The organism is Nitrospirillum amazonense, assembly GCF_007828035.1.
In the GTDB taxonomy this organism is placed as follows: Bacteria; Pseudomonadota; Alphaproteobacteria; order Azospirillales; family Azospirillaceae; genus Nitrospirillum; species Nitrospirillum amazonense.
In genome coordinates this window covers 524,795-549,842 of record NZ_VITV01000003.1, presented here as the reverse complement: position 1 = coordinate 549,842, position 25,048 = coordinate 524,795, and the positions used below count along the sequence as shown (strand labels likewise).

General features: G+C 67.6%; 20 protein-coding genes. 10 read left to right on the top strand and 10 right to left on the bottom strand.

The features are described 5' to 3' along the window. Positions 1 to 5 precede the first annotated feature (5 nt). The gene (locus tag FBZ87_RS10340) at positions 6 to 188 is read right to left on the bottom strand and encodes a hypothetical protein (protein ID WP_145610232.1); all 183 of its coding nucleotides are present in this window, start codon (positions 186 to 188) and stop codon (positions 6 to 8) included. A gap of 342 nt (positions 189 to 530) precedes the next feature. On the opposite strand from FBZ87_RS10340, the gene FBZ87_RS10335 reads away from it, so the two are divergent. Further along, entirely contained in the window at positions 531 to 1,004 is a 474-nt protein-coding gene (locus FBZ87_RS10335; protein WP_145610231.1) for a hypothetical protein, read from the top strand. A gap of 54 nt (positions 1,005 to 1,058) precedes the next feature. Here the strand turns inward: FBZ87_RS10335 and FBZ87_RS10330 are convergent, their stop codons facing one another. Next, positions 1,059 to 2,645 carry a porin gene (locus FBZ87_RS10330; protein ID WP_246134334.1) on the bottom strand — a complete coding sequence of 529 codons (1,587 nt, stop codon included), beginning with the start codon at positions 2,643 to 2,645 and terminating at the stop codon, positions 1,059 to 1,061. A 595-nt stretch (positions 2,646 to 3,240) separates the two neighbouring features. Here FBZ87_RS10330 and FBZ87_RS10325 point away from each other — a divergent pair. Together FBZ87_RS10325 and FBZ87_RS10320 are read left to right on the top strand one after the other, a co-directional pair. After that, positions 3,241 to 4,011 (top strand): AraC family transcriptional regulator, encoded by a 771-nt coding sequence (locus FBZ87_RS10325; RefSeq protein WP_145610229.1) that lies wholly within the window; start codon positions 3,241 to 3,243, stop codon positions 4,009 to 4,011. An 85-nt stretch (positions 4,012 to 4,096) separates the two neighbouring features. After that, positions 4,097 to 5,098 carry a DMT family transporter gene (locus FBZ87_RS10320; RefSeq protein WP_145610228.1) on the top strand — a complete coding sequence of 334 codons (1,002 nt, stop codon included), beginning with the start codon at positions 4,097 to 4,099 and terminating at the stop codon, positions 5,096 to 5,098. A gap of 4 nt (positions 5,099 to 5,102) precedes the next feature. Here FBZ87_RS10320 and FBZ87_RS10315 read toward each other — a convergent pair whose 3' ends face one another. Together FBZ87_RS10315 and FBZ87_RS10310 are read right to left on the bottom strand one after the other, a co-directional pair. Beyond that, positions 5,103 to 6,839, bottom strand: coding sequence for a tannase/feruloyl esterase family alpha/beta hydrolase (locus tag FBZ87_RS10315; RefSeq protein ID WP_145610227.1), 1,737 nt, complete (start codon positions 6,837 to 6,839; stop codon positions 5,103 to 5,105). Positions 6,840 to 6,864: 25 nt separating this feature from the next. After that, positions 6,865 to 9,000 carry a TonB-dependent receptor gene (locus FBZ87_RS10310; protein ID WP_186454687.1) on the bottom strand — a complete coding sequence of 712 codons (2,136 nt, stop codon included), beginning with the start codon at positions 8,998 to 9,000 and terminating at the stop codon, positions 6,865 to 6,867. 404 nt (positions 9,001 to 9,404) lie between these two features. On the opposite strand from FBZ87_RS10310, the gene FBZ87_RS10305 reads away from it, so the two are divergent. Then, positions 9,405 to 10,703: an MFS transporter gene (locus FBZ87_RS10305; RefSeq protein WP_145610225.1), complete on the top strand. Its 1,299-nt coding sequence runs from the start codon at positions 9,405 to 9,407 to the stop codon at positions 10,701 to 10,703. 26 nt (positions 10,704 to 10,729) lie between these two features. Here FBZ87_RS10305 and FBZ87_RS10300 read toward each other — a convergent pair whose 3' ends face one another. Beyond that, positions 10,730 to 11,371, bottom strand: a complete 642-nt coding sequence (locus FBZ87_RS10300) for a YbhB/YbcL family Raf kinase inhibitor-like protein (protein ID WP_145610224.1) — start codon at positions 11,369 to 11,371, stop codon at positions 10,730 to 10,732. Positions 11,372 to 11,779: 408 nt separating this feature from the next. Between FBZ87_RS10300 and FBZ87_RS10295 the strand changes: the two genes are divergently transcribed. Then, positions 11,780 to 12,745 (top strand): GlxA family transcriptional regulator, encoded by a 966-nt coding sequence (locus FBZ87_RS10295; RefSeq protein WP_145610223.1) that lies wholly within the window; start codon positions 11,780 to 11,782, stop codon positions 12,743 to 12,745. 9 nt (positions 12,746 to 12,754) lie between these two features. Here FBZ87_RS10295 and FBZ87_RS10290 read toward each other — a convergent pair whose 3' ends face one another. Beyond that, on the bottom strand, positions 12,755 to 13,390 hold the full coding sequence (locus FBZ87_RS10290) for a helix-turn-helix domain-containing protein (RefSeq protein WP_145610222.1): 636 nt from the start codon (positions 13,388 to 13,390) through the stop codon (positions 12,755 to 12,757). A gap of 510 nt (positions 13,391 to 13,900) precedes the next feature. Here FBZ87_RS10290 and FBZ87_RS10285 point away from each other — a divergent pair. After that, entirely contained in the window at positions 13,901 to 16,957 is a 3,057-nt protein-coding gene (locus FBZ87_RS10285; protein ID WP_145610221.1) for an ATP-binding protein, read from the top strand. A gap of 84 nt (positions 16,958 to 17,041) precedes the next feature. Here the strand turns inward: FBZ87_RS10285 and FBZ87_RS10280 are convergent, their stop codons facing one another. Beyond that, positions 17,042 to 17,791 (bottom strand): SDR family NAD(P)-dependent oxidoreductase, encoded by a 750-nt coding sequence (locus FBZ87_RS10280; protein WP_145610220.1) that lies wholly within the window; start codon positions 17,789 to 17,791, stop codon positions 17,042 to 17,044. Between the two features lie 337 nt (positions 17,792 to 18,128). On the opposite strand from FBZ87_RS10280, the gene FBZ87_RS10275 reads away from it, so the two are divergent. After that, positions 18,129 to 19,055, top strand: coding sequence for a Gfo/Idh/MocA family protein (locus tag FBZ87_RS10275; protein ID WP_145610219.1), 927 nt, complete (start codon positions 18,129 to 18,131; stop codon positions 19,053 to 19,055). On the opposite strand, the gene FBZ87_RS10270 is transcribed toward FBZ87_RS10275, so the two are convergent. The 3 genes from FBZ87_RS10270 to FBZ87_RS10260 form a co-directional block, all read right to left on the bottom strand. After that, positions 19,040 to 20,446: an MFS transporter gene (locus FBZ87_RS10270; protein WP_246134333.1), complete on the bottom strand. Its 1,407-nt coding sequence runs from the start codon at positions 20,444 to 20,446 to the stop codon at positions 19,040 to 19,042. The genes FBZ87_RS10275 and FBZ87_RS10270 overlap by 16 nt on opposite strands. 130 nt (positions 20,447 to 20,576) lie before the next feature. Continuing rightward, positions 20,577 to 21,008 (bottom strand): 6,7-dimethyl-8-ribityllumazine synthase, encoded by a 432-nt coding sequence (locus FBZ87_RS10265; protein ID WP_246134332.1) that lies wholly within the window; start codon positions 21,006 to 21,008, stop codon positions 20,577 to 20,579. Between the two features lie 110 nt (positions 21,009 to 21,118). Beyond that, positions 21,119 to 21,598 (bottom strand): MaoC family dehydratase, encoded by a 480-nt coding sequence (locus tag FBZ87_RS10260; protein WP_145610218.1) that lies wholly within the window; start codon positions 21,596 to 21,598, stop codon positions 21,119 to 21,121. A gap of 128 nt (positions 21,599 to 21,726) precedes the next feature. On the opposite strand from FBZ87_RS10260, the gene FBZ87_RS10255 reads away from it, so the two are divergent. The 3 genes from FBZ87_RS10255 to FBZ87_RS10245 are packed head-to-tail and all read left to right on the top strand — an operon-like array spanning position 21,727 to position 25,035. Continuing rightward, complete coding sequence (locus FBZ87_RS10255; RefSeq protein ID WP_145610217.1) at positions 21,727 to 22,269, top strand: winged helix-turn-helix transcriptional regulator; 543 nt, start codon at positions 21,727 to 21,729, stop codon at positions 22,267 to 22,269. A gap of 13 nt (positions 22,270 to 22,282) precedes the next feature. Beyond that, positions 22,283 to 23,428, top strand: a complete 1,146-nt coding sequence (locus FBZ87_RS10250) for an HlyD family secretion protein (RefSeq protein ID WP_145610216.1) — start codon at positions 22,283 to 22,285, stop codon at positions 23,426 to 23,428. Beyond that, a complete protein-coding gene (locus tag FBZ87_RS10245) occupies positions 23,425 to 25,035 on the top strand; it encodes a DHA2 family efflux MFS transporter permease subunit (protein WP_145610215.1) in 1,611 nt (536 codons plus the stop codon). The genes FBZ87_RS10250 and FBZ87_RS10245 overlap by 4 nt, the downstream gene beginning before the upstream one ends. Positions 25,036 to 25,048: the final 13 nt, after the last annotated feature.

The following is a 25,048-nucleotide window of genomic DNA, read 5'->3' as shown; positions in this document are numbered from 1 at the left end:
GGGGGTCAAGAGGGCGTGCCGGGCAGCCCGCCGTCGGCGGGTGTTCCGTCCTCGGCTTCATCCTGGGCCAGGTGCCTGTCCAGGGTCTGCTTCAGGGCCAGCAGCATGGACCAGCCCAGTTGGCCTTGGGACAGGTTGTAGGCGCTCATTATTCCGGACAGGCTGCCCAATATTACAGTGCTTTCCATGGTGCCGGGCACCTCGCGTTGATCAGGTCGTGGACCGGTTCTCGCTGGGTGATACGGCGGGAAAAAGACGACCCGTCGCGGCCCGAAGGCCTGGCCGCACCGACAGGCAGGGCCTGAGCATTCGTCAACTATCTATATATTTCAAATAATTAACATGATCTTCGGCGTATTGGCCCACGGGTCATGCATCTTTCGGGTGCGCGGTTTTGGCGCGGGGCGTGCCGTGGACACGCCGCCGCCGCGCCCCATTTCGGCTCCAATCCGCCGCGACCGTGGGCGGACGAAAGGACGGACGGGCCCGGTTGGGGGTAACCGCCGCCTGGAAGGAAGGAGCAAACCATCATGAAGCATATCAAAGTCTTGGGCGCCGCCCTGGTTCTGATGGCCGCGTCGGCCTGCGCCACCGCGCCCGGTCCGGCGCACGCCCAGCCGGCCCACCCCGCCTATCTGCACGCCCTGTCTGATCTGCGCATGGCCCGCGCCCTGCTGGATCGCCCGGCGGAATACAACGTGGTGCGTGACCAGTTCGCCGCCATCGACCATGTGAACGGCGCCATCGGCGAAATCCGCCACGCCAGCTATGACGATGGCAAGGACCCTAACTGGAACCCGCCCATCGACGCCAACATCAACCATCGGGGCCGTCTCACCAAGGCGCTGGACCTGATCGCCACCGCCGAGCGCGACCTGCGGTCCGAGGAAGACAATCCCCGCGCCGCGGGTTGGCGCAACGCCGCCTTCCATCACCTGGAAGAGGCGCGGCACGCGGTGGAGCACGCCATCATGGACAAGCGCATCGATGAGGATCGGTACTGATGATGCGGCGTGCGGGCGGCGGCGGCCGCCGCCCGCTTCGCTATGGGGCAAGTTCTAGAAGTTGAACCGGACACCCGTGGTGGGAGAGATGTTGTCGGTATGCAGGTAACCCGCCGCCAAGCCGCCCGCGACCTCGGAGTACATGACGCCCAGATAGGCGTCGAAGCGGCGGGCGAAGCGGTAGTCGGCCACCAGGGAATAGGCGTTCAGCGTGCCGGAGCAGGTGGCGGTGCTGGCGTCGGAGCAGCTCTTGGCCCCGAAGCTGTTCTGGTCGTAGTGGTAGAAGCCCGCCGACAAATCCACCTTGGGCGTGACGGCATAGCGGGCGCCGGCCCAGGTGACCTGGATGATCTTGTCGTGGACGAAGGCGCTATTGTTCACGAAGGCCAGGGTATAGCCGCCGATGTCGATCGAACCGGCGCGCAGGGGGACGGAAGGATTGGCGAAGTCGATGTGCTCGTAACCGGCATAAAGCTTCCACTGCGGGTCCAGGACATAGGACCCCATCAGCGCGTAGGACGTGTTGTCGGAAATGGTGGCCGCCAGTGAGTTGCTGGGGCTGTATCCCAGCGCGGTGGCTTGGGTCACCTGGGCCGCGGTCAGACTGCCCGCCGACACCATGTCCTGCTTCTGCGCATACGTGGCGTCCACGGACAGCCCGCTGACCTCGGCACCGGCGTTCAACTGCAGGGCGTTGCCGTGCATGCCGCCGTTATCCTCACCGAATTGGTACATGGCGCCCAGGTGCAGCGGCCCGAACTTGTTCATGTACTTGACGGAATTATCGAGACGGAAGTCCTCCGTGCTGCCGCCGCCGCCCGTCAGGCCCGAGAAGCCGATGACGGAGAAGGCGTAGGAGCTTTGCTGCGGGTCGTAGGTGATGATGTTGTCGGCCAGGATGGTGTTCTGGCGGCCGAAGGTGACGGTGCCCCAGTCCTTGGAACTGACGCCGACATAGGCGGCGCGGTTGAACGCCTGGCCGGCATGGCTGGAATCGCCGTTGGCGGTCTGCTTGGTCAGGGCCACGCCGTTATTGGCCGCCATGGAATGCGGACCGTCGGCCAGCTGGCCGGACTGCGGGTTGAAGCCTGTCTCCACCTTGAACAGGGCCGACCAGCCGTCGGCGAACTCCTCCGACCCGCGCAGGCCGACCTTGGACTGGCTGAGGCCGTTGCCGGCTAATGAGGCGATGCCCTTGTTGCCGTTCTTGCTGACCAGGAAGTCCAGCCCTGGCGGGTAATAGGGGCTGAGCGCCGCGCCGTGCGACTGGTAGGAGAAGCCCATGTCGACGGTGCCGTAGAGGGTGATGCCGTAGAAGGTCAGGCTGCCGTCCTTGGGCAACTGAGGATGGGCGGCCGCGTCCGCCACCTTCTGCGCCGCTTGCGCCGCGGACTGGGCGGCCTGGGCCTGTTGCGCCGCCTGTGCCGCCGTCTGGGTGCTGGCGGCCGTCTGGCCCGCCGTCTGGGTCTGCTGCGCCTCCAGCGTGTTCAGCCGATCTTGCATCGCCTGCATGGCCTTGGCCTGGGCCGCCATCTGGGCCTGGGCCTCCTGCATCTGCTGGCGCAGCTTGCGCAGTTCATCGGCGTCGCTGGCGCGGGCCGTGGCCGGCGCCAAGGCCAGCAGGGCGCACACGGCGGTCATGGCCCAGAGACCCCCGGTCACGGGCGCCATGCGCCCGCGGGCCGCCCGGCATGCCGGTGCCAAGGCATGATTCATCGTCAAGGTCACGAGAGACCCTCCCACATTTGATGGTTTTTCTTGTTCGCGGCATGGAAATGCCGCCTCCGGTGGCCGATTTCGGGCCGACGGAATACATTTCCCAAAGACTGAAGCTTGAGAATCTGGCCTCGTTTCTCTAGCGTCCGTCAGGCCGGCCTTTTTCAATGCCGATTCCATCAGTATCGCTGATCATTTGATTAGAGGGCGTGATGGCTTTTTAAGAAATTAAATACGCTTTTATGAGTCTAAATTTATTTTTAATATCCGCCGATGCGCCAAGATCTGAGGGATTTCGTGGGTGATTATTGGTTAACAGATGGTTGCCGGACTAATGTTCGTGGTCGCCGTCACTTTAGCCTCCTTTTCTTCTCTCTCCTGGATCTCCCCGCCGAGGAGCCCCCGATCGGCGCGACTGGTATGGGGGCTTCACCCTTGGTGGTGCTTTCCCGGGGCCGCCAACCGTGACACGATGGGTTGACCTCTCAACCCCCGTTGGCCGCATCTGCGCCCGCAACCCATGACCGCCTCTTCCGCCGACAGCCACCTCAGCTTCCGCCGGTATCGTTCGGTTGGGTTTTGCCACACCCATGACCATGCCCAGATCGTGCTGCCTTGCCAGGGAACCCTGGAGATGGAGGTGGGCGGACGTGGGGGACGGGTGGATGCCGCCGTCGCCGCCTTCGTCCTGCCGGGGGAAGTGCATTGCCAGCGGGCCGAGGGCGATAATCGCTTCCTGATCGTGGACTGCGCCGGCGGTGAGGGAGCCGGTGCGCCGGACGGGCGCGTGCTGGAACGGTTGGGCCGCCGTACTTTCCTGCCCATGACGCCGGCCGTGCGTCGCCTACTGGATTTCATTACCCTGACGGCCGGCAATGCCGATGGCGGCGGCATGCACCTGGACGGCCTCGCCCGGCACTGGACGCCCCTGCTGCTGGATACGCTGATGGCGGAACCGGCCCGCCCCGTCTCACGCCTGCATGCGCTACTCGCCCGTGTGGAGGCGGCGCCCGAGCGGCCCTGGACGGTGGAGATCATGGCGCGTACGGCGGGCCTAAGCGCCAGCCGGCTGCACGCCCTGTTCCGGGAGGAATTGGACCAGACGCCCCAGGCCTACGTGGCGTCGTTGCGCCTGGCCCGTGTCATGGACCAGCTGGCCGGCACCACCCTGTCCATCGCCCAGATCGCCTATCAGTCCGGCTATGCCGACCAGAGCGCGCTGACCCGCGCGCTGCGCCGCGCCGTGGGCCTGACCCCCGCCGCCTATCGCCGCCAGCATGGGCGGGGGTGATAGCCTCGGTCCAAACAATTGGAGGATCCGTCTATCGCAGCGGCCGCCCTCTCGCCATTTTCAGGGCGATGAAAGGGGAAGGGGCATGAGGACGGACAGGACCATATTGGCCGGGATCGGCTGTGGCGTGATGGCGGGGGCGTTCTGGGGCGTGGTGTTCCTGGGCCCCCGCGTGCTTCAAGCCTTTTCCCCGCTGCAGCTGGCGGCATCGCGCTATCTGCTGTACGGCTTGGTCTCGGGGGTGCTGATCCTGCCGCGCTGGCGGCTGCTCAAGGCCCAGGTGGGGCATGGGGAATGGCTGGCGCTGCTGCGCCTCAGCCTGCTGGGCAACATCGTCTATTACATTTTCCTGGCCAGCGCCGTGCACTTGGCCGGCGTCGCCGCCACCTCCCTGGTCATTGGCCTGCTGCCCATGGCCGTCACCCTGGTGGGCAGCCGGGAGCAAGGGGCGGTTCCCCTGCGGGCATTGATCCTGCCCTTGTCCCTGGGGGTGGCCGGTGTATCGCTCATCGGCGCCGACCTGATGGGGCGTCCAGGTGTCGGCGAAATTTCGGTAGCGGAACGATTTCTGGGCCTGGCGTGTGCCGGCGGGGCGCTGGCCTGCTGGACCCTCTACGCCGTGCTGAACAGCCGCTGGCTGGCCCGCCTGCCCGCCGTGTCGGCGCACGACTGGTCGCTGCTGACCGGTGTCGCCACCGGTGCCCTGGCCCTGCTGCTGGCCCTGCCCGCCTTCCTCTGGCACACCACGCCGAATGCCGCTGGACCGCATGCCGTTGGCGATTGGGCGCTGTTCTGGGGCGTCAGCGCCGGCGTGGCCATCGGCGCCAGCGTGGTCGGCAACGCCCTTTGGAACCGGGCCAGCCGTTTGCTGCCCCTGACCTTGGTGGGGCAGATGATCCTGTTCGAAACGCTGTTCGCCCTGCTGTACGGATTTCTTTGGGACACGCGGTGGCCCACCCTGCTGGAGGGCCTGGCCATCCTGGCCCTGGTCGCCAGCGTTGGCCTGTGCGTCGGCCGGCATCAACGTCGACCGGAAGACGCCGCCCCCGAGGCCGTGTGCCCGGAGGCGGCCTCGGAGGCGACGTAAGGCCTCACAACGCGCAGTCGAAGCTGTCGGCGCTGTTGAGGTCACCCGTGCCTTTATAGCGCGCCACCTTGGGGTAGGGGCACAGGGGCCGGGTACGGCCGGGCCAGGGGGTGTCCGGCCCGGCGCTGGCCAGGATGCGGTCCGGCGCCTGGCCTTGCTCCACCCAGCGCACCAGGGCGCCGAAGGCGTCGTAATGGGTGGTGGCGGGGCCACCGGCGCAATGGTTCATGCCCGGCACGGGGAAGACCCGGACGAAGGCGGCGGCCTTGCCCCCCTGGCGGCTGTCCACCTCCCGCCACCAGGCCAAGGTGTCGTTGATGGAGAACACGGGGTCGGAGGCGCCGTGGGGCACCATCAGCTTGGCGCCCCGCGCCTTGAGGCCGGACAGGTCGGGGGAGCGTGCCGACACGTCCTGCCAGGCTGACCGGGGGAACGTGGCGCTGGTCGCCGTCAGCTGAGCCGCCACCTGGTCGATGTCCAGGCCCATCTGCCAGCGCAGCAGCGCCTGCGGATCCGGCGGCAGGGGCGTGGGCGGTGTGGTGAAGACCGAGGCCAGCGAGGCGCCGCCCAAGGCGACGTTCAGGCTGGGCACCTTGTCGGCCAAGCCCAGCTTCCAGATGCGCCAGCCGGGGGCGGCCACACCGGCATCCCAGGGCCAGTCGCTGTAGATCGCCTGGCCGGCCTTGGTGCGGGGGCCTCCGTAGGACTGGGTGATGGCGGTGACCTGGTTGGGGCTGAGGCAGCCGTCCACCTTGGCGCCGGCGCAGGTGCGGGTCTTCAGCGCCGGCGCCACCTTGGCGGCGGTGCACTGGGCGAAGGTACCGACGATGCCGTCCTTGGCGCCATCGTCGGCGTCGCACGCTTCCAGCACCGCGTCGCGGACAAGGCCCAGGTCGGCGTCGCTGAAGGCGGCGGACAGCAGGGGGAACGACGGTTGGCCGTCCGGTCCCTTGGCCAACGCGGCAAAGGCCTGCACGTCCCACGCCTGGGCCAGCGCGGCGCGGGGCAAGGCGAAGCCGGGGGCGCTGGCCAGGATGCCGTCGAACTCTTCCGGATGTTGCTGGGCGAAGACCATGCCTTCCTCCCCACCCTTGGAACAGCCGACAAAGTAGGAACGGTGGGGGGTGCTGCCGTAGAAGGCCGCGACCAAGGCCTTGGCCGCGTCGGCCACCGGCTTCAGCGAGGCATTGCCGTAGTCGGCCCGCGCTTGCGGGTCGAAGCCGAAGGCGGCGGTGCCGCCGTGTGTCGGATCAGTATTGCGGGCGTTGTCATGGCCGGAGTCCTGGCTGACCACGGCGTAACCCTGCAGCAGGGCCGGTGGCGTGTCCGACCCCGTTGGGCCGATGGCGTTGCCGACCTCGCCGTTGGTGCCGCCGCCGCCCTGGAAGAAGAAGCCCTGGTTCCAGGTAGTGGGCAGGCGGACATGGAAGCGGATGGCGTAGGCCTGGCCGTCCACGCCGGTTCGCTCATGCATCACGCCGTAGACTTCGCAATGTTCCGGCAGCTGCACCGGGGTGCCTGGGGCGCCCGGCATCATGGGTGGCAGGGTGATGGGGCCGGCGGCCTGCGGCGTGGACGAGACGATGCGGGTGTCGGCGTCCGGCCAATGGCCGGCCATGGTCTTTTCAAGCGCCAGGCAGCGACCTTTCAGGTCCGGTTCCGCCGCGTGCGCGGTCGCGGTTAGGGCCAGCAGGCTGGCGCTGGCGGCCAGGCCCAATGCTGCGCGGGAACGGGATGGCATGGGATGTTTCCCTCTCTTGGGCGGGTCAGAACTCGACATGCAGGCGCAGGCCGTATTCACGCGGCGCGCCATAGAATTCGTTGTTGCCGGACTGGCCGGTGACGTACTTCCGGTCGGTCAGATTGGTGCCGTAGGCCTCCACCGTCCAGTCGCCGGCGCGCAGCGTGACCAGGGCGGACAGTAGGGTGCGGCCGGCCAGGTAATCGGTCACGCGGGAATAGAGGATGTCGGTATAGCTGGGCCCGACATAGGCGATGTTCAGACGGGGCGTCAGGGTCATGCCGCCGGGCAGATCGACGGTGTAGTCGACGCCGGCATTGCCGGTCCATTTGGGCGAGAACAGGTTGGGCCCGCCGCCGCCCGTGCGCAGATAGCTGGTGTAGTCGAAACAGGTGGGCGGGTTGCTGGCCGTGCCAGCGGGGCATTGCGGCCCCAGGGTGCCGGAGGGGAGCTGGCGCAAATTGACCACGGTGACGGAACCCAGCTGGCTGTCGACATAGGCGAAGCCGGCATCCACGCCAAAGCCGCCATATTTGGCCTGCACCTGGCCCTCGATGCCTTTGATGGTCGCGTCCGACAGGTTGGTCACGCCGTTCTGGCCATTGGTCAGGTCGATACGGCCAAACTGGAAGCCCTTGTAGTCGTTATAGAAGGCACCCAACTGCGTGCGCAGGTGGCCGTTCAGCAGCGTGGTCTTCCAGCCCACCTCATAATCCCATACCGTTTCCGGGGCGAATTGGGAGGTGGAGGAGTTGAAGCCGCCCGGTTTGTAGCCGCGCGCGGCGAAGGCATAGAACAGGGTGTCGGCGTCGGGTTTCCAGTTCAGCGCCACCTTGCCCGTGGGCATGCTGTCGTCATGCCGGCCGGCTGTGTCGGCCACCTTCAGGCCGTTGCCGGGGAAGCCCGGAATCCCGCGGCCGATGTAGACGCCGCCGTCGCCGGTGACATGGAACCAGCTTTCCCGCGCACCGACCTGCAGTTCCAGGTCCGGCGTGATCTTGTAGCCGCCCTGGGCGAAGACGCCGGTGGTCAGCTTGTTGTTCTTGGTGCCGATGTTGGTGGGGAATCCCGCGTTCTCGTTCAGGATGTCGACATCGATCTTGTTGCGCTGGTAATAGCCGCCGACGATCCAGTTGAAGGCGCCGTCGGTGGGGGAGAGGATGTTGACCTCCTCCGTCCATTCCCGTTCGCGCACATATTGTTGTTCGGTCTGGGTCGCGGCGGTGGTGGCGTCGCTGTCGTACAGGTTGTTGATGCGCTTGTTCTGGAAGCCGCTCAACGACCGCACGGTGATGCCATCCTCGAACTCATAGCGCAGTTCCAGGCTGTTGATGATGGCGCGTTCGGAATTCTGCGTGGGCGCGTTGTAGTCCAGGTTGCGGATGCCGGGCACGGCGTCATCGGCATACTGGGTGCCTGGGATGGGGCGGTAGGCGTAACCCCCGGTGTTCTTGTTCGCCGCCTCCACCTTCAGCAACGCCTGGAAGGCGCCGGGGTGCCACAGCACGCCCAGTCGCCCGTCCGTCTCGTTCAGCCCGCCGGGCTGGTTGTGATAGGGGCCGACGTCGTCATAATAGCTGTCGTGCTCGCGATGGTTGGCCGCCAGGCGGATCGCCAGCGTATCGGTCAGGGGGATGTTGATGGCGCCCTGCGTCGCCACAGTGGCGTAGTTGCCGTAGGCGACCTCGCCATAGCCCTCCACCCGATCCAGCTCGGGGCTTTTGCTGGTGATGAACATGGCGCCGCCGGTGGAGTTCGACCCCACCAGCGTACCCTGGGGGCCGCGCAGCACCTCGACATTGGCGATGTCGTAGAAGCTGTTGGTGGTGACGATGGGCGGCTGGAACAGGCCGTCGATATAGGTGGCCACGCCGTTGGCCACTTGGGGCGATCCGCTGGCCAGGCCGATGCCGCGGATGTTGACCGATTGGGTCAAGCCGGCATCCGTCACCGTCAGGGCGGGCGAGGCGAACTGCAGGTCCGACAGGCGCGTCACGGCCTTGTCGGCCAGCTTGTCGCCACTGATCGCCATGGCGGCGATGGCCACGTTCTGCAGGTTCTCGGTGCGCCGTTCGGCCGTCACCACGATCTCCTGCAGCGTGTCGCTTGCGGGTTGAGGGGCCGATTGCGCCAGGGCCGATGCGGACAGGCATAAAGCCATGGCCGTCGCCATCGCCGCGGAAGTGGCCTGTAAAGTAGCCTTTACCATTTTGTAATGCCTCCCTCGGATTTTATTGGGCGGCCTCCGGATTGCCCGGGGCGCCGACGTTTGGTGCTTGGGTACAGGCGGTGCTTAAGGCTGCGCGGGGCCGATACGGTGTCGGCCGGCATAACGTGCGGCGGGCCCGTCGGCGATGCGAACGCGGTGTGGTGCTGGAGCCATGCTTTTAATCCTCCCCGCCGGTCTTCTACGAACCGTGCTTGGCCAACACTGTTATATTTCATAACTTCTGTCAATGGCTCCGTATGCAGGAGGATCTCGGGACTTGGCCTTGACCTCATGGCATCCGCCCGCCATACCCCAAGGAACGGATAAGGACGGTTGAAAATCGGGGTTGAAATAAAATGTCAAACGCAGCGGGCGGTACCCCGTCTTCGGCGCGCATCCTTGTCGCCAGCCTGGTGGGCACGGCGGTGGAGTTCTATGACTTCTACATCTACGCCACCGCCGCCTCGCTAGTCTTCGGGCCGCTGTTCTTCCCCGTTGCGTCGCCTTCCGCCCAATTGATGGCCGCCTATGGCAGTTTCGGCATCGCCTTCCTGGCGCGGCCGCTGGGCTCCATCGTCTTTGGCCACTTCGGCGACCGCATCGGGCGCAAGTCCACGCTGGTGGCCTCGTTGCTGTTGATGGGCGGATCGACGGTGCTGATCGGCCTGCTGCCCACCTATGACAGCATCGGCTGGCTCGCCCCCTTCCTGCTGTGCGTCCTGCGCTTCGGCCAGGGCTTCGGCCTGGGTGGGGAGTGGGGCGGCGCCGTCCTGCTGGCGGTGGAGAACGCGCCGCCCAGCCACCGCGCCCGGTATGGCATGTTTCCGCAGATCGGCGCGCCGGTGGGGTTCATCGCCGCCAACGGGCTGTTCCTGCTGCTGGGGGAATTCCTGACGCCGGCCCAGTTCCATGACTGGGGCTGGCGCCTGCCGTTCCTGGGCAGCGCCGTCCTGGTGCTGCTGGGCCTGTGGGTGCGCCTGAAGCTGACGGAGACGCCGGCCTTCGCCAAGGCGCTGGAGGAGGGGCCGCCGCCCGCCGTGCCGCTGGCCGAGGTGGCGCGTGACTTCCCCCGCCAGACCTTGGGCGGCACCTTCGCCGCCATCGCCTGCTTCGCCCTGTTCTACCTCGCCACGGCCTTCGCCCTGGGCTACGGCACCACCACCCTGGGCTACAGCCGCACGGCCTTCCTCGGGGTGCAGTTGGGCGCCATCCTGTTCCTGGCCGTGGGCATCATCGCGGCCGGCTGGTGGGCGGATCTGACCTCGCCCCGCCGGGTGTTGATGGCCGGCTGCGTCATGACGGTGCTGGTGGGCCTGGCCCTGGCCCCGATGATGGCCAGCGGCTCGCTGACGGTGGTGGCTTTGTTCCTGTGCCTGGCCTTGCTGGTCATGGGCTTCGTCTACGGTCCCCTGGGCGCCTGGCTGCCCAGCCTGTTCCCGGCGCGGGTGCGCTATACCGGCACGTCCATGACCTTCAACCTGGGCGGCATCCTGGGTGGCGGCATCGCGCCCGTGCTGGCGCAGTCGCTGGCCCAATCGGGTGGGCTGCCCTATGTCGGCGCCTATTTGGCTGGTGCCGCCCTCATCAGCCTGGCGGCATTGTATCCGCTGCGGGGCCGGACGGCCGGCGTGGCGGTGGAGACGCCGGGCCCGTAAGGGGGAGCATCCCAAGGTGACCGGTGTCAACTCGTGCCCAGCAGGGCCGGGTTCAGGGAATAGCCGCCCACGATGCTGGCCCGGTCCAACACATGCCCCGCCATGGCCAGCAGGGTGGAGGTGCCGTTGATGGGACCCACCACCGGCAGACGCGGAATGTCCAGGGCATGGATGGTGAAGATGTACCGGTGGAAGATGCTGTCGTTCCACGGCGGGCAGGGACCATCATAGCCGTAATAGTCGCCCGTCCGCGCCCTGTCCTCCAGGAACAGGATGGTGAAGTCGTTCAGGCCGTGCCGGGCGCCCGCCGGTTCCGGTGCCGAGGGGCCTTGCTTGCCGCGGTTGGTGATACCGGCGCTGTGCCGGCCCTCTTTCACCTCCCGCGTCCGGGCGGGCAGGTCGATCAGAATCCAGTGATAGAAGGGCACGCGGGGCAGGTCGGGTGACAGGGTCCTACCTTCCCGATTGGCGTCGTTCCAGCGGTGCGGGGCGTCGGGGCTGTGCATGGTCAGCACGAAGGACCGCGTCCCCGCCGGCGGGTCGCTCCACGCCACATGCGGATTGCGGTTGGGGCCCGGCCGGACGCGGCCGATGCCGGAAGTGACGGCGTAGGCGCAGGCATCGGGGAGGCGGCCGCCATCACGAAAGCTGTTGCTGGTGATCTGCATAGGGTCCTTTCTCACCCCAGCAATATGCCCTGATTTGACGTGCAAAACTCAAGTTGTTTTCAATCCTTTGGTCAATTGGGTGGGGCGGCGGAAGATAACGTCACTGCCGCATACCCGCGCATCCCAAGCGCTGCGCGGCCGCCCGCCCCCCGTGGGGAAAGCTATCCGTGACACGATGGTGGCGCCGTTTCGGGACGGTTGTGCAGTGAAATGTTGTAAACGGCGTGCGAATCAAGGCCTCGCCCACCACTGACGGCAGGTGCTCGGGGCGGTGGCGTTGCGCCAGGCGTTGCCGGTTTCATGCCTGTCCGGTTCTGGCAGTAATTGCATCGATACGTCGTTTACTGCCAAAGTTAGGGTCTCTTCACCAAGATCCCAGCCATTGAACCAGAAGTCGGGGGTCGTTCCGTGCGTACCGTCGCCATCGCCATCTTTCCCGGCGTCCAGGCCCTGGACGTGGCGGGTCCGCTGGACGTCTTCGCGGAGGCCAACGGCTTCCTGCCTCCGCAGGATCGCTACGCCCTGACCGTGCTGGGCACGGCGGCCGGACCGATGCGCGCCTCCAACGGCCTGTACCTTGCGGCCGACCGGGTCATCGACCCGGTGGCCGATCGTTTCGACACCCTGCTGGTGGCGGGCGGGCCGGACCTGCCCAGGGGTCCGATGGACCCCGGGCTGGTGGAATGGTTGCGCGTGGCGGCGCCGCGTTGCCGGCGCTACGGCTCCATCTGCACCGGCGCTTTCGCGGTGGGGGCAGCCGGCCTGCTGGACGGCCGCGCCGCCACCACCCATTGGCAGAACGCACCGGCGTTGGCGGAGCGCTTTCCCGCCGCGCGGGTTGAGCTGGACCGTATCTACTTGCGCGACGGTCCGCTGGTGACCTCGGCCGGCGTCACCGCCGGCATCGACTTGTGCCTGGCCCTGGTGGCGGAGGATCATGGGGCCGCCATTTCGCTTGCCACGGCCAAGCGCCTGGTGGTCGTGGCGCAGCGCCAGGGCGGCCAGTCGCAGTTCAGCCCCTATCTCACGCTTCCTGCGGATGACGGTTCCCCCATCGCCCGCGTGCAGACCCATGTCATGCAGCATGTGGCGCAGGAGCATACGGTGGCCAGCATGGCGGAGGTGGCGGGCATGAGCGCGCGCAACTTCGCCCGTGTTTTCGTGCAGCAGGCGAAGGTGACGCCGGCCGAATTCGTGGAGCGGGCGCGGGTGGACGCCGCCCGTAACCTGCTGGAGGGCGGCGACCTTCCCCTGAAGACGGTCGCCTTCCATAGCGGATTCGGCAGTGCCAACCGCATGCGCCTGGTGTTCGTCAAGAACATGGGCATGACGCCCAGCCAGTACCGCGCCAGCTTCCAGCCCGTCCCCCTGTAGCGACGGGAATCAGGCCGCTTCGGTCTGGAAAACCGGTTCCAACGGGGCGTCGCGCCACTGCCGCCGCCAGGTGCTGGGGCTGAGGCCCACGACGCGTCGGAACAGCTTGGAGAAATGGGCTTGGTCGCACAGGCCGCAGGCCAGCGCGATCTGACACAGCGGTTCCTGGGTGGTCAGCATCAGGTGCTGCGCCTGCTGTATGCGGCGCTGCACCACATAGGTATGCGGTGGCACGCCGAAGCTGCTCTTGAACGCGCGCGAGAAATAGCGGGTGCTGAGCCGCGTGACGGTGGCGCAGTCGTCCATGCGGATGGCGCCAGCCAGATTGGCGTCGATATGGCTGATCACGCGGCGTATCTGCCAGGGGGCCAAACCGCCGCGCAAGGGCTCGGTGGTCGCCGGTCGCGCCGGGACGGCGGGCGGGAAACCCTTGGCCTCTCGCCGGGCCCCATCCGTCCGGCCGGCGGCGGGGGCGGCCTCTCCCCGCAGGAAGGCGGCGGCACGGGCGATGCAGACGCGCGCCGCGTCGCGGTCGCTGTCCAGGATGTCGCCGGCGTCGTCCAGCAGCTTCACCACCACCGCGGCGATCCACTGTGTGTCAGTGGCGGCCGGTGTTTCGATGTTCCCTTGGCCTGCGTCCATCATGGCTGCCCCCCGTCATGGGTGCCCCCGCACCCCGCGGAAGGCTGTCCTTGCGATGGGGGAAGTCTGCCGTCAGCCCGCCGTGATGGCGAATTAAGTGCTGTAATTTGTTGTAAGTTGCCGTCAACCGGCGCTCCACTAGTAACGAAATGGACATGGAGACGACGCGGATAGGCGAAAACTGCGGGATTTTTTAAAATCTGGCTGTCTCGATGGGGTATTGCCTCTTGGAGGATTGCCCGCCGCGACCTCATGCGCCAGCATCATTTCGTTCGCTGGCGGCGGGGCGGCCGGCATTCCTCTCGCCGCGTCTGAAGGAATACGGCCGTATGTTCCAACGGTTCCGCCTGGTGTTCCGGTTCCCCTGGGCATCTCCGCCCATGGCCAGATTGCTGGGCAGGTTTCATTGGGATTGAGGCGTTGTGGTCCGGGTAGCGGCGGATATCGCCATTTTATTGGGGACCTGACGACGGGTCCCCGCCGCAAAGGGGGTGGGACCGTGGGGGGCGTGGCATGACCGATACGACGGTTGGTTCAGGCTCCGAACGGCTGCTCACGTTCGGCCCTTTCCGTCTTTCGCCGGGGCGCAAGATCCTGTTGGACGGTGACGTGCCGCTGCGCCTTGGCAGCAGGGCCTTGGACATCCTGATCGTCCTGGCGGAACGCGCTGGCCAGGTGGTGGCCAAGGACGACCTGGTGGCCAATGTCTGGCCCGACACCTATGTCGATGACGCCAACCTGCGGGTCAATATCGCCGCCCTGCGCAAGGCCCTGGGCGAGGGCCGCGATGGCGCCCGCTACATCGCCAATGTTCCCGGACGGGGCTATTGCTTCGTGGCGCCGGTGATGCGCTTGGACGGGATGCCGGAACCGGTCTCGGCGCCGCCGCCCCCGCCCGGCGGCACCGGGGGGGACTTGGCGGGGCATAACCTGCCCGTTCGGCTGACCCGCGTCGTGGGGCGGGAAGCCCTTGTCCGCGCCCTGTCCGAACAGTTGCCCGCCCGTCGCTTCGTCACCCTTGTCGGGCCGGGCGGCATCGGCAAGACGACGGTGGCGCTGGCCCTGGCCGAAGCGGTTGCGGCCGGCTATGCCGATGGCGCGCGCTTTGTGGATTTCGCGCCGGTGACGGACGCGACCCTGGGCGACGCCACGCTGGCGGCCAGCGTGCTGGCCGGGGCTCTCGGCATCTCGGTCGATCGCATCGCCGACCTGGGCGCCATCCTGCAGGACAAGAAACTGCTGCTGATCCTGGATAATTGCGAGCATGTGGTGGGAACGGCGGCGGTGCTGGCCGAGACCGTGCTGCGGGGCGCCCCGGGCGTCCATATCCTGGCCACCAGCCGCGAGCCACTGCGGGCGGAGGGGGAGTGGGTGCAGCGCCTGGCCTCGCTCGAAACCCCGCCGGTGACCGCCTCCGTCGACGCTGCCCAGGCCCTAGGCTACTCGGCCGTGGCCCTGTTCGCGGAGCGGGCCGCGGCCTGTGTCGACACCTTCACCTTCACTGATGCCGACGTGCCGCTGGTGTCCGAGATTTGCCGTGGCCTGGACGGCATCCCGCTGGCCATCGAACTGGCGGCCGCCCGCCTGGACTTGTTCGGGCTGCGTGGCTTGGCCACCCGTTTGAACGACCGCTTCGCCCTGTTGGTGCGGGGCCGTCGCACCGCCTTGCCCCGGCACCAGACGCTGCGCGCCATGCTGGACTGGAGCTATGAACTGCTGCCTGTGGCGGAGCGGACGGTGCTGCATCGTCTGGCGATTTTCGCCGGTGGTTTCACCATGGAATCCGCCGCGACCGTGGCTGGCGACACGCTGCTCAGCCAGACCGACATTCTGGTGGCGTTGTCGAACCTCGTGGCCAAGTCGCTTTTGATTGCGGATGTTAGCGGTAACTATGTCCACTATAAGTTGCTGGAGATGACTCGGGCCTATGCCCTGGAAAAGCTGATGGAAAGCGGGGAGCTGCCTCGTCTGTTGCGTCGGCATGCCGAATGCCACCGCGACCTGCTGGTGCGGGCGGAACAGGAATGGGATCACCGGCCCACGGCGGAATGGCTGGAGGTCTACGGCCGGCAGATCGACAATTTGCGCGCCGCCCTCATCTGGGCTTTCGGGCCGGAAGGGGACGCCAGCCTGGGCCTTTCTCTCACCGCCGCGGCCGTGCCGCTGTGGATGCAACTGTCGCTGATGAACGAATGCCGCGAGGCAGTACGTCGCGCATTGGACATTGTGCCGCCATCGTCGCCGGCGGAGCTGGCGCCGGGCCCGGATGCGGAACGGATGCTGCGCCTGCTGGCGGCCCTGGGCCTGTCGCTGATCTACACCAAGGGGCCGGGGCCGGAAATCCGGGCGGTGCTGGGCCAGGCGCTGACCCTGGCGCGCCATCTGGACAACATCGACTATCAGCTGCGCGCCCTGTGGGGCCTGTACGTCGAGACTTTCAATGAGGGCCGCTACAGCCAGGCGCTGGAGATTTCTGAGCAGTTCCGCGCCGTGGCGGTGCGGTCGGCCGATCCGGTGGATCTGATTGCGGCGGATCGCATACGGGGCTTCGCCCTGCATCTGATTGGTGATCATGCCGCCGGCCGGCAGCACATCGAGGATGGGCTGCGCCGCTATGTCCGACCCAATCATCGCGGTCACCTGGTGCGTTACCAGTACGACCAGCGGGTTGCGGCGTGCGTGCCGCTTTCCTTCATCCTGTGGATCCAGGGCTTTCCCGACCAGGCAGCGGCCATGGTGGCCATGGCGGTGGAGGAGGCGCAACAGCTGGACCATGCCCTGACGCTGGGGTACGTCCTGTCCACCGCTGCCTGCCAGGTGTCCCTGCTGGTAGGGGATTTGGCCGCGGCCGATCGCTATGTCGGGCTGCTGCAGGACCAGGCCACCCGTCATGGCCTGGGACCGTGGGCGGTGATGGGCCGCTATTTCAAACATCGGCTGCAGACACTGCGGGATGAGCGCGCGGCCGGCCTGGCCGGGATGCGCGCCGCCATGGCAGACCTGGAAGCGATAAACTTCGCCCTGCGTTACATCGGCTATCTGGGCGAATGGGCGGATGCCTTGGGTCAGGCCGGCCAGGCGCGCGAGGGACTGCAGGTCATCGATCAGGCGCTGGGCCGGTCGGAGACGCGCGGTATCCATTGGGCCATGCCCGAATTGCTGCGCATCAAGGGTGAGCTGCTCTTGCGGCAGGACAGTTCCAGCGCCGTGCGCCTGGGTGCCGCGCAGGCGGCGGAGGCCCTTTTCCACGACGCGATAGCCTGGGCGCGGCAGCAGGAAGCCCTGTCGTGGGAGTTGCGCGCGACCCTCAGCCTGGCGCGGCTTTGGCGCAGCCAGGGCCGATCCGCCGACGCCCATGCGCTGGTGCACGGCGTCCATGGCCGCTTCACCGAGGGATTCCTGACCGCCGATTTGATGGCCGCCCGCGACCTCATGGTGGCCCTGGTGCAGGACATGGCCTGCCCGCTGGCGTTCGGCTTGTTGAATGGCGCCGTCGGCCCCGCACGGCCCTGGCCAGTGCGCGAGGGGCGGGATGGGGAGGTCATTCCCTTCCCGGGCGTGGCCTGCTAGGCGGGCGGCCTTTATAACCGGGGTGTTGGGAACATCCAGGATCGCCAGGGCACTTTACTGGCGTCCGAGGACGCGAAAGCGGCGTCAGGCCCCGTAACCGCCATCTATGGTCAGGACCGAGCCCGTGACGAAGGAGGCATCCGGGCTCGCCAGGAAAAGGATGCCGGCCGCCACCTCTTCCGGCCGGCCATAGCGCCCGAAGGCGTTCATCGCGGCCTGCACGGGCGCGAAGGGTCCGTTGGCGGGATTGAGGTCGGTGTCGATGGACCCGGGCTGCACCACGTTCACGGTGATGCCGCGGGGGGCCAGGTCGCGGGCGGCACCCTTGCAATAGCCGGCCACGGCCGCCTTGGCGGCGGTATAGTCGGCCAGGCTGGGGAAGCCGACGCGGGCCGCCACGCAGGCGCCCACCGTAATGATCCGGCCGTTGTCCGCCAACACCCGCGACGCCGCCCGGATGGCGGTGACGACGCCGGCCAGGTTCACGGCGTACTGCCGGGTCAGCGCCTCGATGTCGCAGTCGAGATCATCCACGTCACCGGTGGCGAACATGCCGGCGTTGTTCACCAGGATGTCCAGACGGCCGAACTGGGCCACGACACTGCGAACCAGGCCCTCGACCTCGCGTGGGTTGGCCTGATCGACCTTGAACGCCGCCGCACGGGGGCCCGCCGCCCGCATGTCCCGCACCACGGTGTCGGCCAAGGTGGATGAGGCCAGGTAGCTGATCGCCACGTCCGCCCCTGCGCCGGCCAAGGCTTTCGCGGTCGCGGCCCCGATGCCGCGCGAGCCACCAGTGACCAGGGCCACCTTGCCCGCCAATTTCTTCGTCATGCCTGCCATTTCCGGGATTGAGGAAGTGTCGCGGAAGGTGCGCGAGCCGGGCCTTCCGGAATGTTCCTGTTTTCAGGATTGGGCCGTAAAGGCGGGATAACGGGGATATATTCCCATGATGGAAATCGCTATCCATGAACGCTGCGGCTCCCGTCAGTCAGGTCCCCGCCCGGGGGCCGTTTTACGGCGCAGGGTGCCGCTGTTCCGTCGCCGCCGATTGTACGATTCACCCTCTAATTTGAAACTGCATGCGACATCGTGTCCGACGGCGGCTGGTTTTTTCCGCCCGCCTGGCGCTAAGGTTCCCGCCGGATATCTAGGGACTACCGGGGGATGCATGCGTGTCGCGATGATTGGTTTGGGGGATATCGCCCGCAAGGCCTACCTGCCGGTCCTGGCGGCGCGCGGTGACGTCACGCTGTCGCTGATGTCCCGCGACGCGGACAAGGTGCATGCCATCGCCGCCGACTGGCGCGTGGCCCACGCCCACAGCGATCTGGATGCCTTGCTGCGCGATGGACTGGACGCCGCCTTCGTCCATGCCGCGACGGCGGCGCATGAGGAACTGGTGACCCGGCTGTTGACGGCCGGCATCCCCACCTATGTCGACAAACCGCTGGCCGATACCGCCGCCGCCGCTGAGCGGCTGGTGGATTTGGCGGAGGCGCGCGGCGTCAGCCTCATGGTCGGGTTCAACCGCCGCCACGCCCCGGCCTACGCCGCCCTGGCGGCGGCCCCCCGGGACCTGGTGCTGATGCAGAAGCATCGCGTCGATTTGGCCGACACGCCGCGCATGGTGGTGTTCGATGATTTCATCCATGTCGTGGACACGCTGCGCTTCCTCATGCCGGCGCCGGTGCGTGACCTGCGGGTGGACGCCCGCGTGCGGGACGGCCTGCTGCACCATGTGGTGCTGACCCTTGCTGGGGGCGACGGCGCCACGGCCTGCACCGCCATCGGGACCATGAACCGGGTGGCCGGCGTGAATGAAGAGGTGCTGGAAGTGTCGGGCATGGGGCGTGACGGCCAAGCCCTGCGCCACCGTGTCGTTGACATGGCCGACATCCACATCGCCGAGGCCGGCACCCACACCAGCACCCGGCGGGGCGACTGGACGCCCGTGTCGGATCAGCGCGGCATTCGCCAGGCGGTGGACCATTTCCTGGGCGCCCTGCGCGCCGGCCGCGTCTTGAGCGCCCGCGATGCATTGGAAACCCACCGCCTGTGCGAGACGGTGGTCCAGCAGGTTCAGGCCGCGGCCTGAGGCTTCACTGTCAGGCGCAGGAAGCTGGCGACGCTGGCGGCCCCGGCGGCGAAGGCGCCCAGCCACAGGGCCAGCGTGGCGCCATAGGTCAGGTCATGGTTGGCCAGCAGGCCGAAGCAGGCGGCGGTCAGCGCGGCACCGGTCGATTGGCCCAGCAAGCGCGCGGTGGCGACGATACCACTGGCCCCGCCGCTGCGGTGCAGGGGGGCGCTGCTCATGATCGCCTTCAGGTTGGGCGACTGGAAAAAGCCGAAACCGGCGCCGCAGACGCCCAGGCGCCAGGCGATGTCCAAGCCGGATGGCTGGGCCGGCATCAGCGCCACCAGCGCCATGCCCAGGCACAGCATGGCCAGACCTAAGCCGCCCAGGACGCCGGCGGGATAGCGATCGGACAGCTTGCCCGCGATGGGGGCCATGACCGCCACCACCACCGACCAGGGCGTGATCAGCAGGCCCGTCTCCACCGCTGTCCGGCCCATGACCGACTGGAACAGGAAGGGCAGGGCGACGAAGGCCAGGCCCTGGGCGATGAAGGTGCAGACCGAGGTCAGGGCCGACAGGGCGAAAACCCGGTTGCGGAACAGGTCGATGGCCAGCATGGGGGCGGGATGACCGCGCTGCCGGCGCAGCAGTAGGAAACCGCACAGGGCGGCCCCCGCCAGCTCCACCGCTAGCTGTGGCCAGGACGCCGCGTGCGCCGCCTCGCCCATCCCAAGCACCAGCAGGGCGAAAAGGCCTGCGGTCAGCAGTGCGGCCACGCCGTCGAAGCGATGGCCCAGGGGCGGAATGGCGGGCAGGGTGACGGTAGCCAAGCCCAAAGCCAGCAGGCAGAACGGTACGTTCACCAGGAACAGCCAATGCCAGGTTGCCACCGACAGGATGGTTGAGGTGACGGTGGGTCCAATGGCGAAGGAGATGGCGACGGCCAGGGCGTTGCGGCCGAAGCCCCGGCCCATGATGCGGGCGGGATAGATGTGGCGGATCAGCGCGATGTTGACGCTCATGATGGCGGCGGCGCCCAGGCCCTGCACCACGCGCGCCACTTCCAGCAGGAACAGGGTGGGCGCCATGCCGCAGGCCAGCGACGACAGGGCGAACAGGGCCAGGCCCGCCAGGTAGACGCGCTTTTGTCCCAGAAGGTCGCCCAGCGAGGCCAGCGGCAGCACGGCGGCGGCCACCGCCAGCTGATAGGCGTTCACCACCCAGACGGAATCGGCGGCCGTGGCGTGGAAATCGCCGGCGATGGTGGGCAGGGCGGTGTTGGCGATGGCCGTGTCCAGCGTGGCCATGCCCACCGCCGTCAGGATGGCGGCCATGGCCCAGAACCGGGGGCGGTCGGGCAGGCCGTCGGTCTGCGTCGGCTTGGGGGTGTCCATCACGTCTGCGGTCATCGGCCTTTCCCAGGCGTCCGGTCATCGATCCGCTTCCGGGATAGTCGAAGTCGGCCCTGTCCAGGCGCGCCGAAAGCGCTGGCGTGCCATGCCGCCGCCCCGGCCAAGCCAGGGCGGCGGGCTTGAATGATCAGACCTCGTAGGGGGATTCGGCGCCGATCAGCATGACCTCCACGGCGGCCACGGCGGCCACGGCATGACCCACCAGGCGGGGCTGAATCTGGGTGGGGAAGACCTCAGGGCCGATGATGCCGATGCCGATCGGCTTCATGAATTCCAGCTGCATGTTGACCAGGGCGTCGCTGACCGACTGGCCCATGACGCGGCCGTGCGCCGTCTCGCCATGCTCGATGATGCCCAGCACCACCACGGCGTCGACGTCGTCGCGCTGCAGCAGGCGCTTGGTGGCCAGCGGCTTTTCATAGGAGCCCGGCACGCGCACCACGGCGCGCAGCGTCATGCCGCGTTCCTTGATGGCCCCGGCGGCGGCGGCCAGCATGGTCTCGCATTCATTTTTGTGGAAGGAGCCGACTACGATGGCGACTCCGCTTTTCTTGGGCACGGGATGCTACTCCTGGAGAGGGCGCGGACGCTGTCAGGCGTCCGCCCAATTGGAAGGCGGCCACTATGGCGAAAAGAAGGGGCGGCGGAAAGACGTCGCCGCTCCCCCTCTCAGCCTTCCGAAGGGCGGCGGAACACCACCACTCGGGTTGTCATCAGCTGCACCACCTCGCCCCGCTGGTTCCGCGTTTCGGTCCGCATGGTGATCATTCCCCGGTCGGGTCGGGAGCGGGACGGCTTTACCTCCAGGATCTCGCAGTGCGCCTGCAGGATGTCGCCGGGCCGGGTGGGCGCAGGCCAAGTGATGTCCGCACCCGCGCCGATGACGCCGCCGGCGATGGGCAGGCCATCGACCATCAGCCGCATGGTGACGGCGGCCGTGTGCCAGCCACTGGCCGCCAACCCGCCGAAGAAGCTGCGGTCGGCTGCCTCCTCATCCAGATGGAAGGGCTGGGGGTCGAACTGGGCCGCGAAGGCCTTGATCCCCGGGGCGTCCAGCGTGTGCGTGCCGGTCACGTGGCGCTGACCGGCTTGAAGGTCGTCCAGGTACAGCTTTGGGCCGGTGGAAGGGGGTGTCGCCGTTTCAGACATAGGTGGTTTGCTCCCATCGCGGGGTGCCGAGCCGGGTGGGTCGGCTTTGTCACTTGCATAATGAAAGCCACTGAGGCTAGATGGCGTCCTGTGGCTTTCATTATGAAAGTAACACAAGGACGGCCATCATGCACAATAGCAGCCTGATCAATCCGCAGTGCCCCATCGCCCGCAGCCTGGAACGGGTGGGGGAGTGGTGGAGCATGTTGATTTTGCGCGAGGCGTTCCTGGGCGCCAGCCGTTTCGACCAGTTCCAGAAGAATCTGGGCATCGCGCCCAACATGCTGACCCGCCGGTTGCAGACGCTGGTAGCCGACGGCCTGTTGGAAAAGCGGCCCTACAGCACGCGGCCGCTGCGCCATGAATATGTGTTGACGGCCGCCGGTCAGGACTTCCGCCCCGTGCTGTGGACCATCATGGCCTGGGGCAACCAGCATTTCGCACCCGAAGGCCCGGCCATTCAGCTGGTGGACAGCGCCACCGGCGCGCCCGCCGAGCCGATGCTGGTCGATCGCCATACCGGCCGGCCGCTGACCTATCCCGCCTTCCGTGTCGTGGCCGGCCCCGCCGCCGACGCCCGCACCAAGTCGCGCTATCCCACCTGGCCCGCCACCACGCCCACGCCGAACCCCACCGAATCCGCCGACGCCCCAACCGGCGCCGCCGCTTGAAGGATGCGATCCCATGTCCAGCCAGACCTATGAACAGCAGCAGGACGGCCGGCTTGCCGGCAGCCCGGTGAAGTCGCGGCGCCTGGGCCGCACGCTCCTCCTCTCCGTCCTGGGCCTCGGTCTGGGCGTGGCCGCCGCAGCCTACGGCTATGATTGGTGGACCAGCGGCCGCTTCATCGAAAGCACCGACGATGCCTATGTCGGCGGCGACGTCACGGTGATCGCGCCCAAGGTGTCCGGCTTCATCGCGCAGGTGGCGGTGACCGACAATCAGGCGGTACACGCCGGCGACCTGCTGCTGAAACTGGACGACCGCGACTATCGCGCCGCCCTGGCCCGTGCCGTGGCGGCGGTGGAGGCGCAGGAGGCCACGCTGGCCAACCTGGAGGCGCAGCGCCGCCTGCAGCAGGCCGTCATCAACCAGGCCGCGGCCGGCGTCGGCGCCGCCAAGGCCGAGACCGACCGCGCCAAGTACGACCAGGACCGCTACCGCGCGCTGTCGGCCACGGCCGCCGCCTCGATCCAGGCTTTCGAGAAGGCGGACGCCGCCTACAAACAGGCGGTGGCGAATGGCGAGAAGGCCACGGCCACCCTGCAGGCGGCCCAGCGCCAGATCGATGTCATCGACACCCAGAAGCGCCAGGCGGAGGCAGCACTTGCCGGCGCCATCGCCGACCGCGACACCGCGCAACTGAACCTCAGCTATACCGAGCTGCGGGCGCCCATCGACGGCACCGTCGGCAATCGCAGCGCCCGGCCGGGCGCCTATGCCACCATCGGCGCGCAGCTGATCGCCATCGTGCCGGCGCAAGGGCTGTGGGTGGACGCCAACTTCAAGGAAAGCCAGATCGCGGACCTGAAGGCGGGCCAGCCGGTGTCGGTCGAGGCCGACGTGCTGCCGGGCCGCCAGTTCCACGGCCGGGTGGTCAGCATGGCGCCGGCGACGGGCGCGCAGTTCAGCGTGCTGCCGCCGGAGAACGCCACCGGCAACTTCACCAAAATCGTGCAGCGCGTGCCCGTGCGCATCCTGCTGGATGGTGAAGGCAGCCTGCTGGGCAGCCTGCGCCCTGGCCTGTCGGTCACCGCCGCGATTAACACCAAGGACGGCGCCGCTACCTCGGGCAAGGCGGTCGCCGTCGCCGGAAAGACGGCGCCATGACCGCCGCCACGGCCGCTGGGGGTCCAGGGGTGGCGATAGCCGCCCCGCGGAGGAAGGAACTCTCCCCCCGGGGCAAGATCGTCGCCTTCGCCATCATGTGCGTGGGCATGTTCATAGCACTGCTGGACATCCAGATCGTCTCCGCCTCGCTGCGCGACATCGGCGGCGGCCTGTCGGCCGGCACGGATGAGACGGCCTGGGTCCAGACCAGCTATCTGATCGCCGAGATCATCGTCATCCCCCTGTCCGGCTGGCTGGCGCGGGTCATGTCCACCCGCTGGCTGTTCGCCGTCTCCGCCGCCGGCTTCACCCTGACCAGCCTGCTGTGCGGCTGGGCCTGGGACATCCAGAGCATGATCGCCTTCCGGGCGCTGCAGGGCTTTCTGGGTGGGTCCATGATCCCCATGGTCTTCACCTCCGCCTTCGCCTTCTTCGCCGGTCCCCGCGTGGTGGTGGCCGCTGCCACGGTGGGGGCCTTGTCGTCGCTGGCGCCCACCTTGGGCCCGACGGTGGGCGGTTGGATCACAGACCATTATTCCTGGCACTGGCTGTTCTTCATCAACCTGGTGCCCGGCCTGTTCGTCACCATCGCCGTGCCCCTGATGGTGCGCATCGACGAACCCGACTGGTCGTTGCTGAAGGGTGCCGACTATCCCGGCATGCTGCTGATGGCCATCTTTCTCGGCTGCCTGGAATACACGCTGGAGGAAGGGCCGCGCTGGGACTGGCTGGACGACGACACCATCCGCCTGACGGCCTGGATCTCGGCCGTCGCCGGTGTCGCCTTCATCGTCCGCAGCCTGACCTATGCCAACCCGGTGGTGGATCTGCGGGCGCTGAAAAGCCGCAACTTCGCCCTGGGTTGCCTGTTCTCCTTCATCACCGGCATTGGCATCTTCGCCACCATCTACCTGACGCCGCTGTTCCTGGGCCGGGTGCGGGGGTTCAGCGCGCTGGACATCGGTCTCACCGTGTTCTCCACCGGCCTGTTCCAGGTCAGCGCCATCCCCCTCTACACCATCCTGGCCAAGCGGGTGGACCTGCGCTGGCTGATGATGGTGGGGTTGACCGGCTTCGCCCTCAGCATGTGGAACTTCACCCCCATCACCCATGACTGGGGCTGGCGCGAACTGCTGCTGCCCCAGGCTTTCCGGGGCTTCTCCCAGCAATTCGCGGTGGCGCCCATCGTCACCCTGACCCTGGGCGGCCTGCCGCCGGCCCGGCTGAAGCAGGCGTCGGGCCTGTTCAACCTGATGCGCAACCTGGGCGGCGCCATCGGCATCGCCGTCTGCGGCACCATCCTGAACGACCGCACCAACCTGCACTTCGAACGTCTGGCCGAACATCTGACGCCCGCGAGCGACCCCATGCGCGCGCTGGTGGCCAAGGTGGGGGCGTCCGACGTCGCGACCCTGGGCGGGGATGCGCTGCGGGGGCAGGAGGCGGCCCTGAAGCAGCTGTGGAACCTGGCCTATCGCGAGGCCCAGACCATGGCCTATGCGGACGCCTTCCTGGTCATCCTGGTGTGCTTCGTCATCGCCACGCTGCTGGTGCCGGCCATGCGCAAGGTGGGGCCGCCCAAGGGGCCCTCCGCCGACGCGCATTGAGCGTTCCGGCCGG

What these genes read in the sequence shown, in the direction of transcription:
- FBZ87_RS10335 (WP_145610231.1), top strand. Translation starts at nt 531, where the DNA reads ATGAAGCATATCAAAGTCTTGGGCGCCGCCCTGGTTCTGATGGCCGCG.
- FBZ87_RS10315 (WP_145610227.1), bottom strand. Translation starts at nt 6,839, where the DNA reads ATGCCATCCCGTTCCCGCGCAGCATTGGGCCTGGCCGCCAGCGCCAGC.
- FBZ87_RS10285 (WP_145610221.1), top strand. Translation starts at nt 13,901, where the DNA reads ATGACCGATACGACGGTTGGTTCAGGCTCCGAACGGCTGCTCACGTTC.
- FBZ87_RS10325 (WP_145610229.1), top strand. Translation starts at nt 3,241, where the DNA reads ATGACCGCCTCTTCCGCCGACAGCCACCTCAGCTTCCGCCGGTATCGT.
- FBZ87_RS10280 (WP_145610220.1), bottom strand. Translation starts at nt 17,791, where the DNA reads ATGACGAAGAAATTGGCGGGCAAGGTGGCCCTGGTCACTGGTGGCTCG.
- FBZ87_RS10270 (WP_246134333.1), bottom strand. Translation starts at nt 20,446, where the DNA reads ATGACCGCAGACGTGATGGACACCCCCAAGCCGACGCAGACCGACGGC.
- FBZ87_RS10275 (WP_145610219.1), top strand. Translation starts at nt 18,129, where the DNA reads ATGCGTGTCGCGATGATTGGTTTGGGGGATATCGCCCGCAAGGCCTAC.
- FBZ87_RS10300 (WP_145610224.1), bottom strand. Translation starts at nt 11,371, where the DNA reads ATGCAGATCACCAGCAACAGCTTTCGTGATGGCGGCCGCCTCCCCGAT.
- FBZ87_RS10330 (WP_246134334.1), bottom strand. Translation starts at nt 2,645, where the DNA reads ATGACCGCCGTGTGCGCCCTGCTGGCCTTGGCGCCGGCCACGGCCCGC.
- FBZ87_RS10320 (WP_145610228.1), top strand. Translation starts at nt 4,097, where the DNA reads ATGAGGACGGACAGGACCATATTGGCCGGGATCGGCTGTGGCGTGATG.
- FBZ87_RS10305 (WP_145610225.1), top strand. Translation starts at nt 9,405, where the DNA reads ATGTCAAACGCAGCGGGCGGTACCCCGTCTTCGGCGCGCATCCTTGTC.
- FBZ87_RS10255 (WP_145610217.1), top strand. Translation starts at nt 21,727, where the DNA reads ATGCACAATAGCAGCCTGATCAATCCGCAGTGCCCCATCGCCCGCAGC.
- FBZ87_RS10340 (WP_145610232.1), bottom strand. Translation starts at nt 188, where the DNA reads ATGGAAAGCACTGTAATATTGGGCAGCCTGTCCGGAATAATGAGCGCC.
- FBZ87_RS10250 (WP_145610216.1), top strand. Translation starts at nt 22,283, where the DNA reads ATGTCCAGCCAGACCTATGAACAGCAGCAGGACGGCCGGCTTGCCGGC.
- FBZ87_RS10290 (WP_145610222.1), bottom strand. Translation starts at nt 13,390, where the DNA reads ATGATGGACGCAGGCCAAGGGAACATCGAAACACCGGCCGCCACTGAC.
- FBZ87_RS10245 (WP_145610215.1), top strand. Translation starts at nt 23,425, where the DNA reads ATGACCGCCGCCACGGCCGCTGGGGGTCCAGGGGTGGCGATAGCCGCC.
- FBZ87_RS10260 (WP_145610218.1), bottom strand. Translation starts at nt 21,598, where the DNA reads ATGTCTGAAACGGCGACACCCCCTTCCACCGGCCCAAAGCTGTACCTG.
- FBZ87_RS10310 (WP_186454687.1), bottom strand. Translation starts at nt 9,000, where the DNA reads ATGGCTTTATGCCTGTCCGCATCGGCCCTGGCGCAATCGGCCCCTCAA.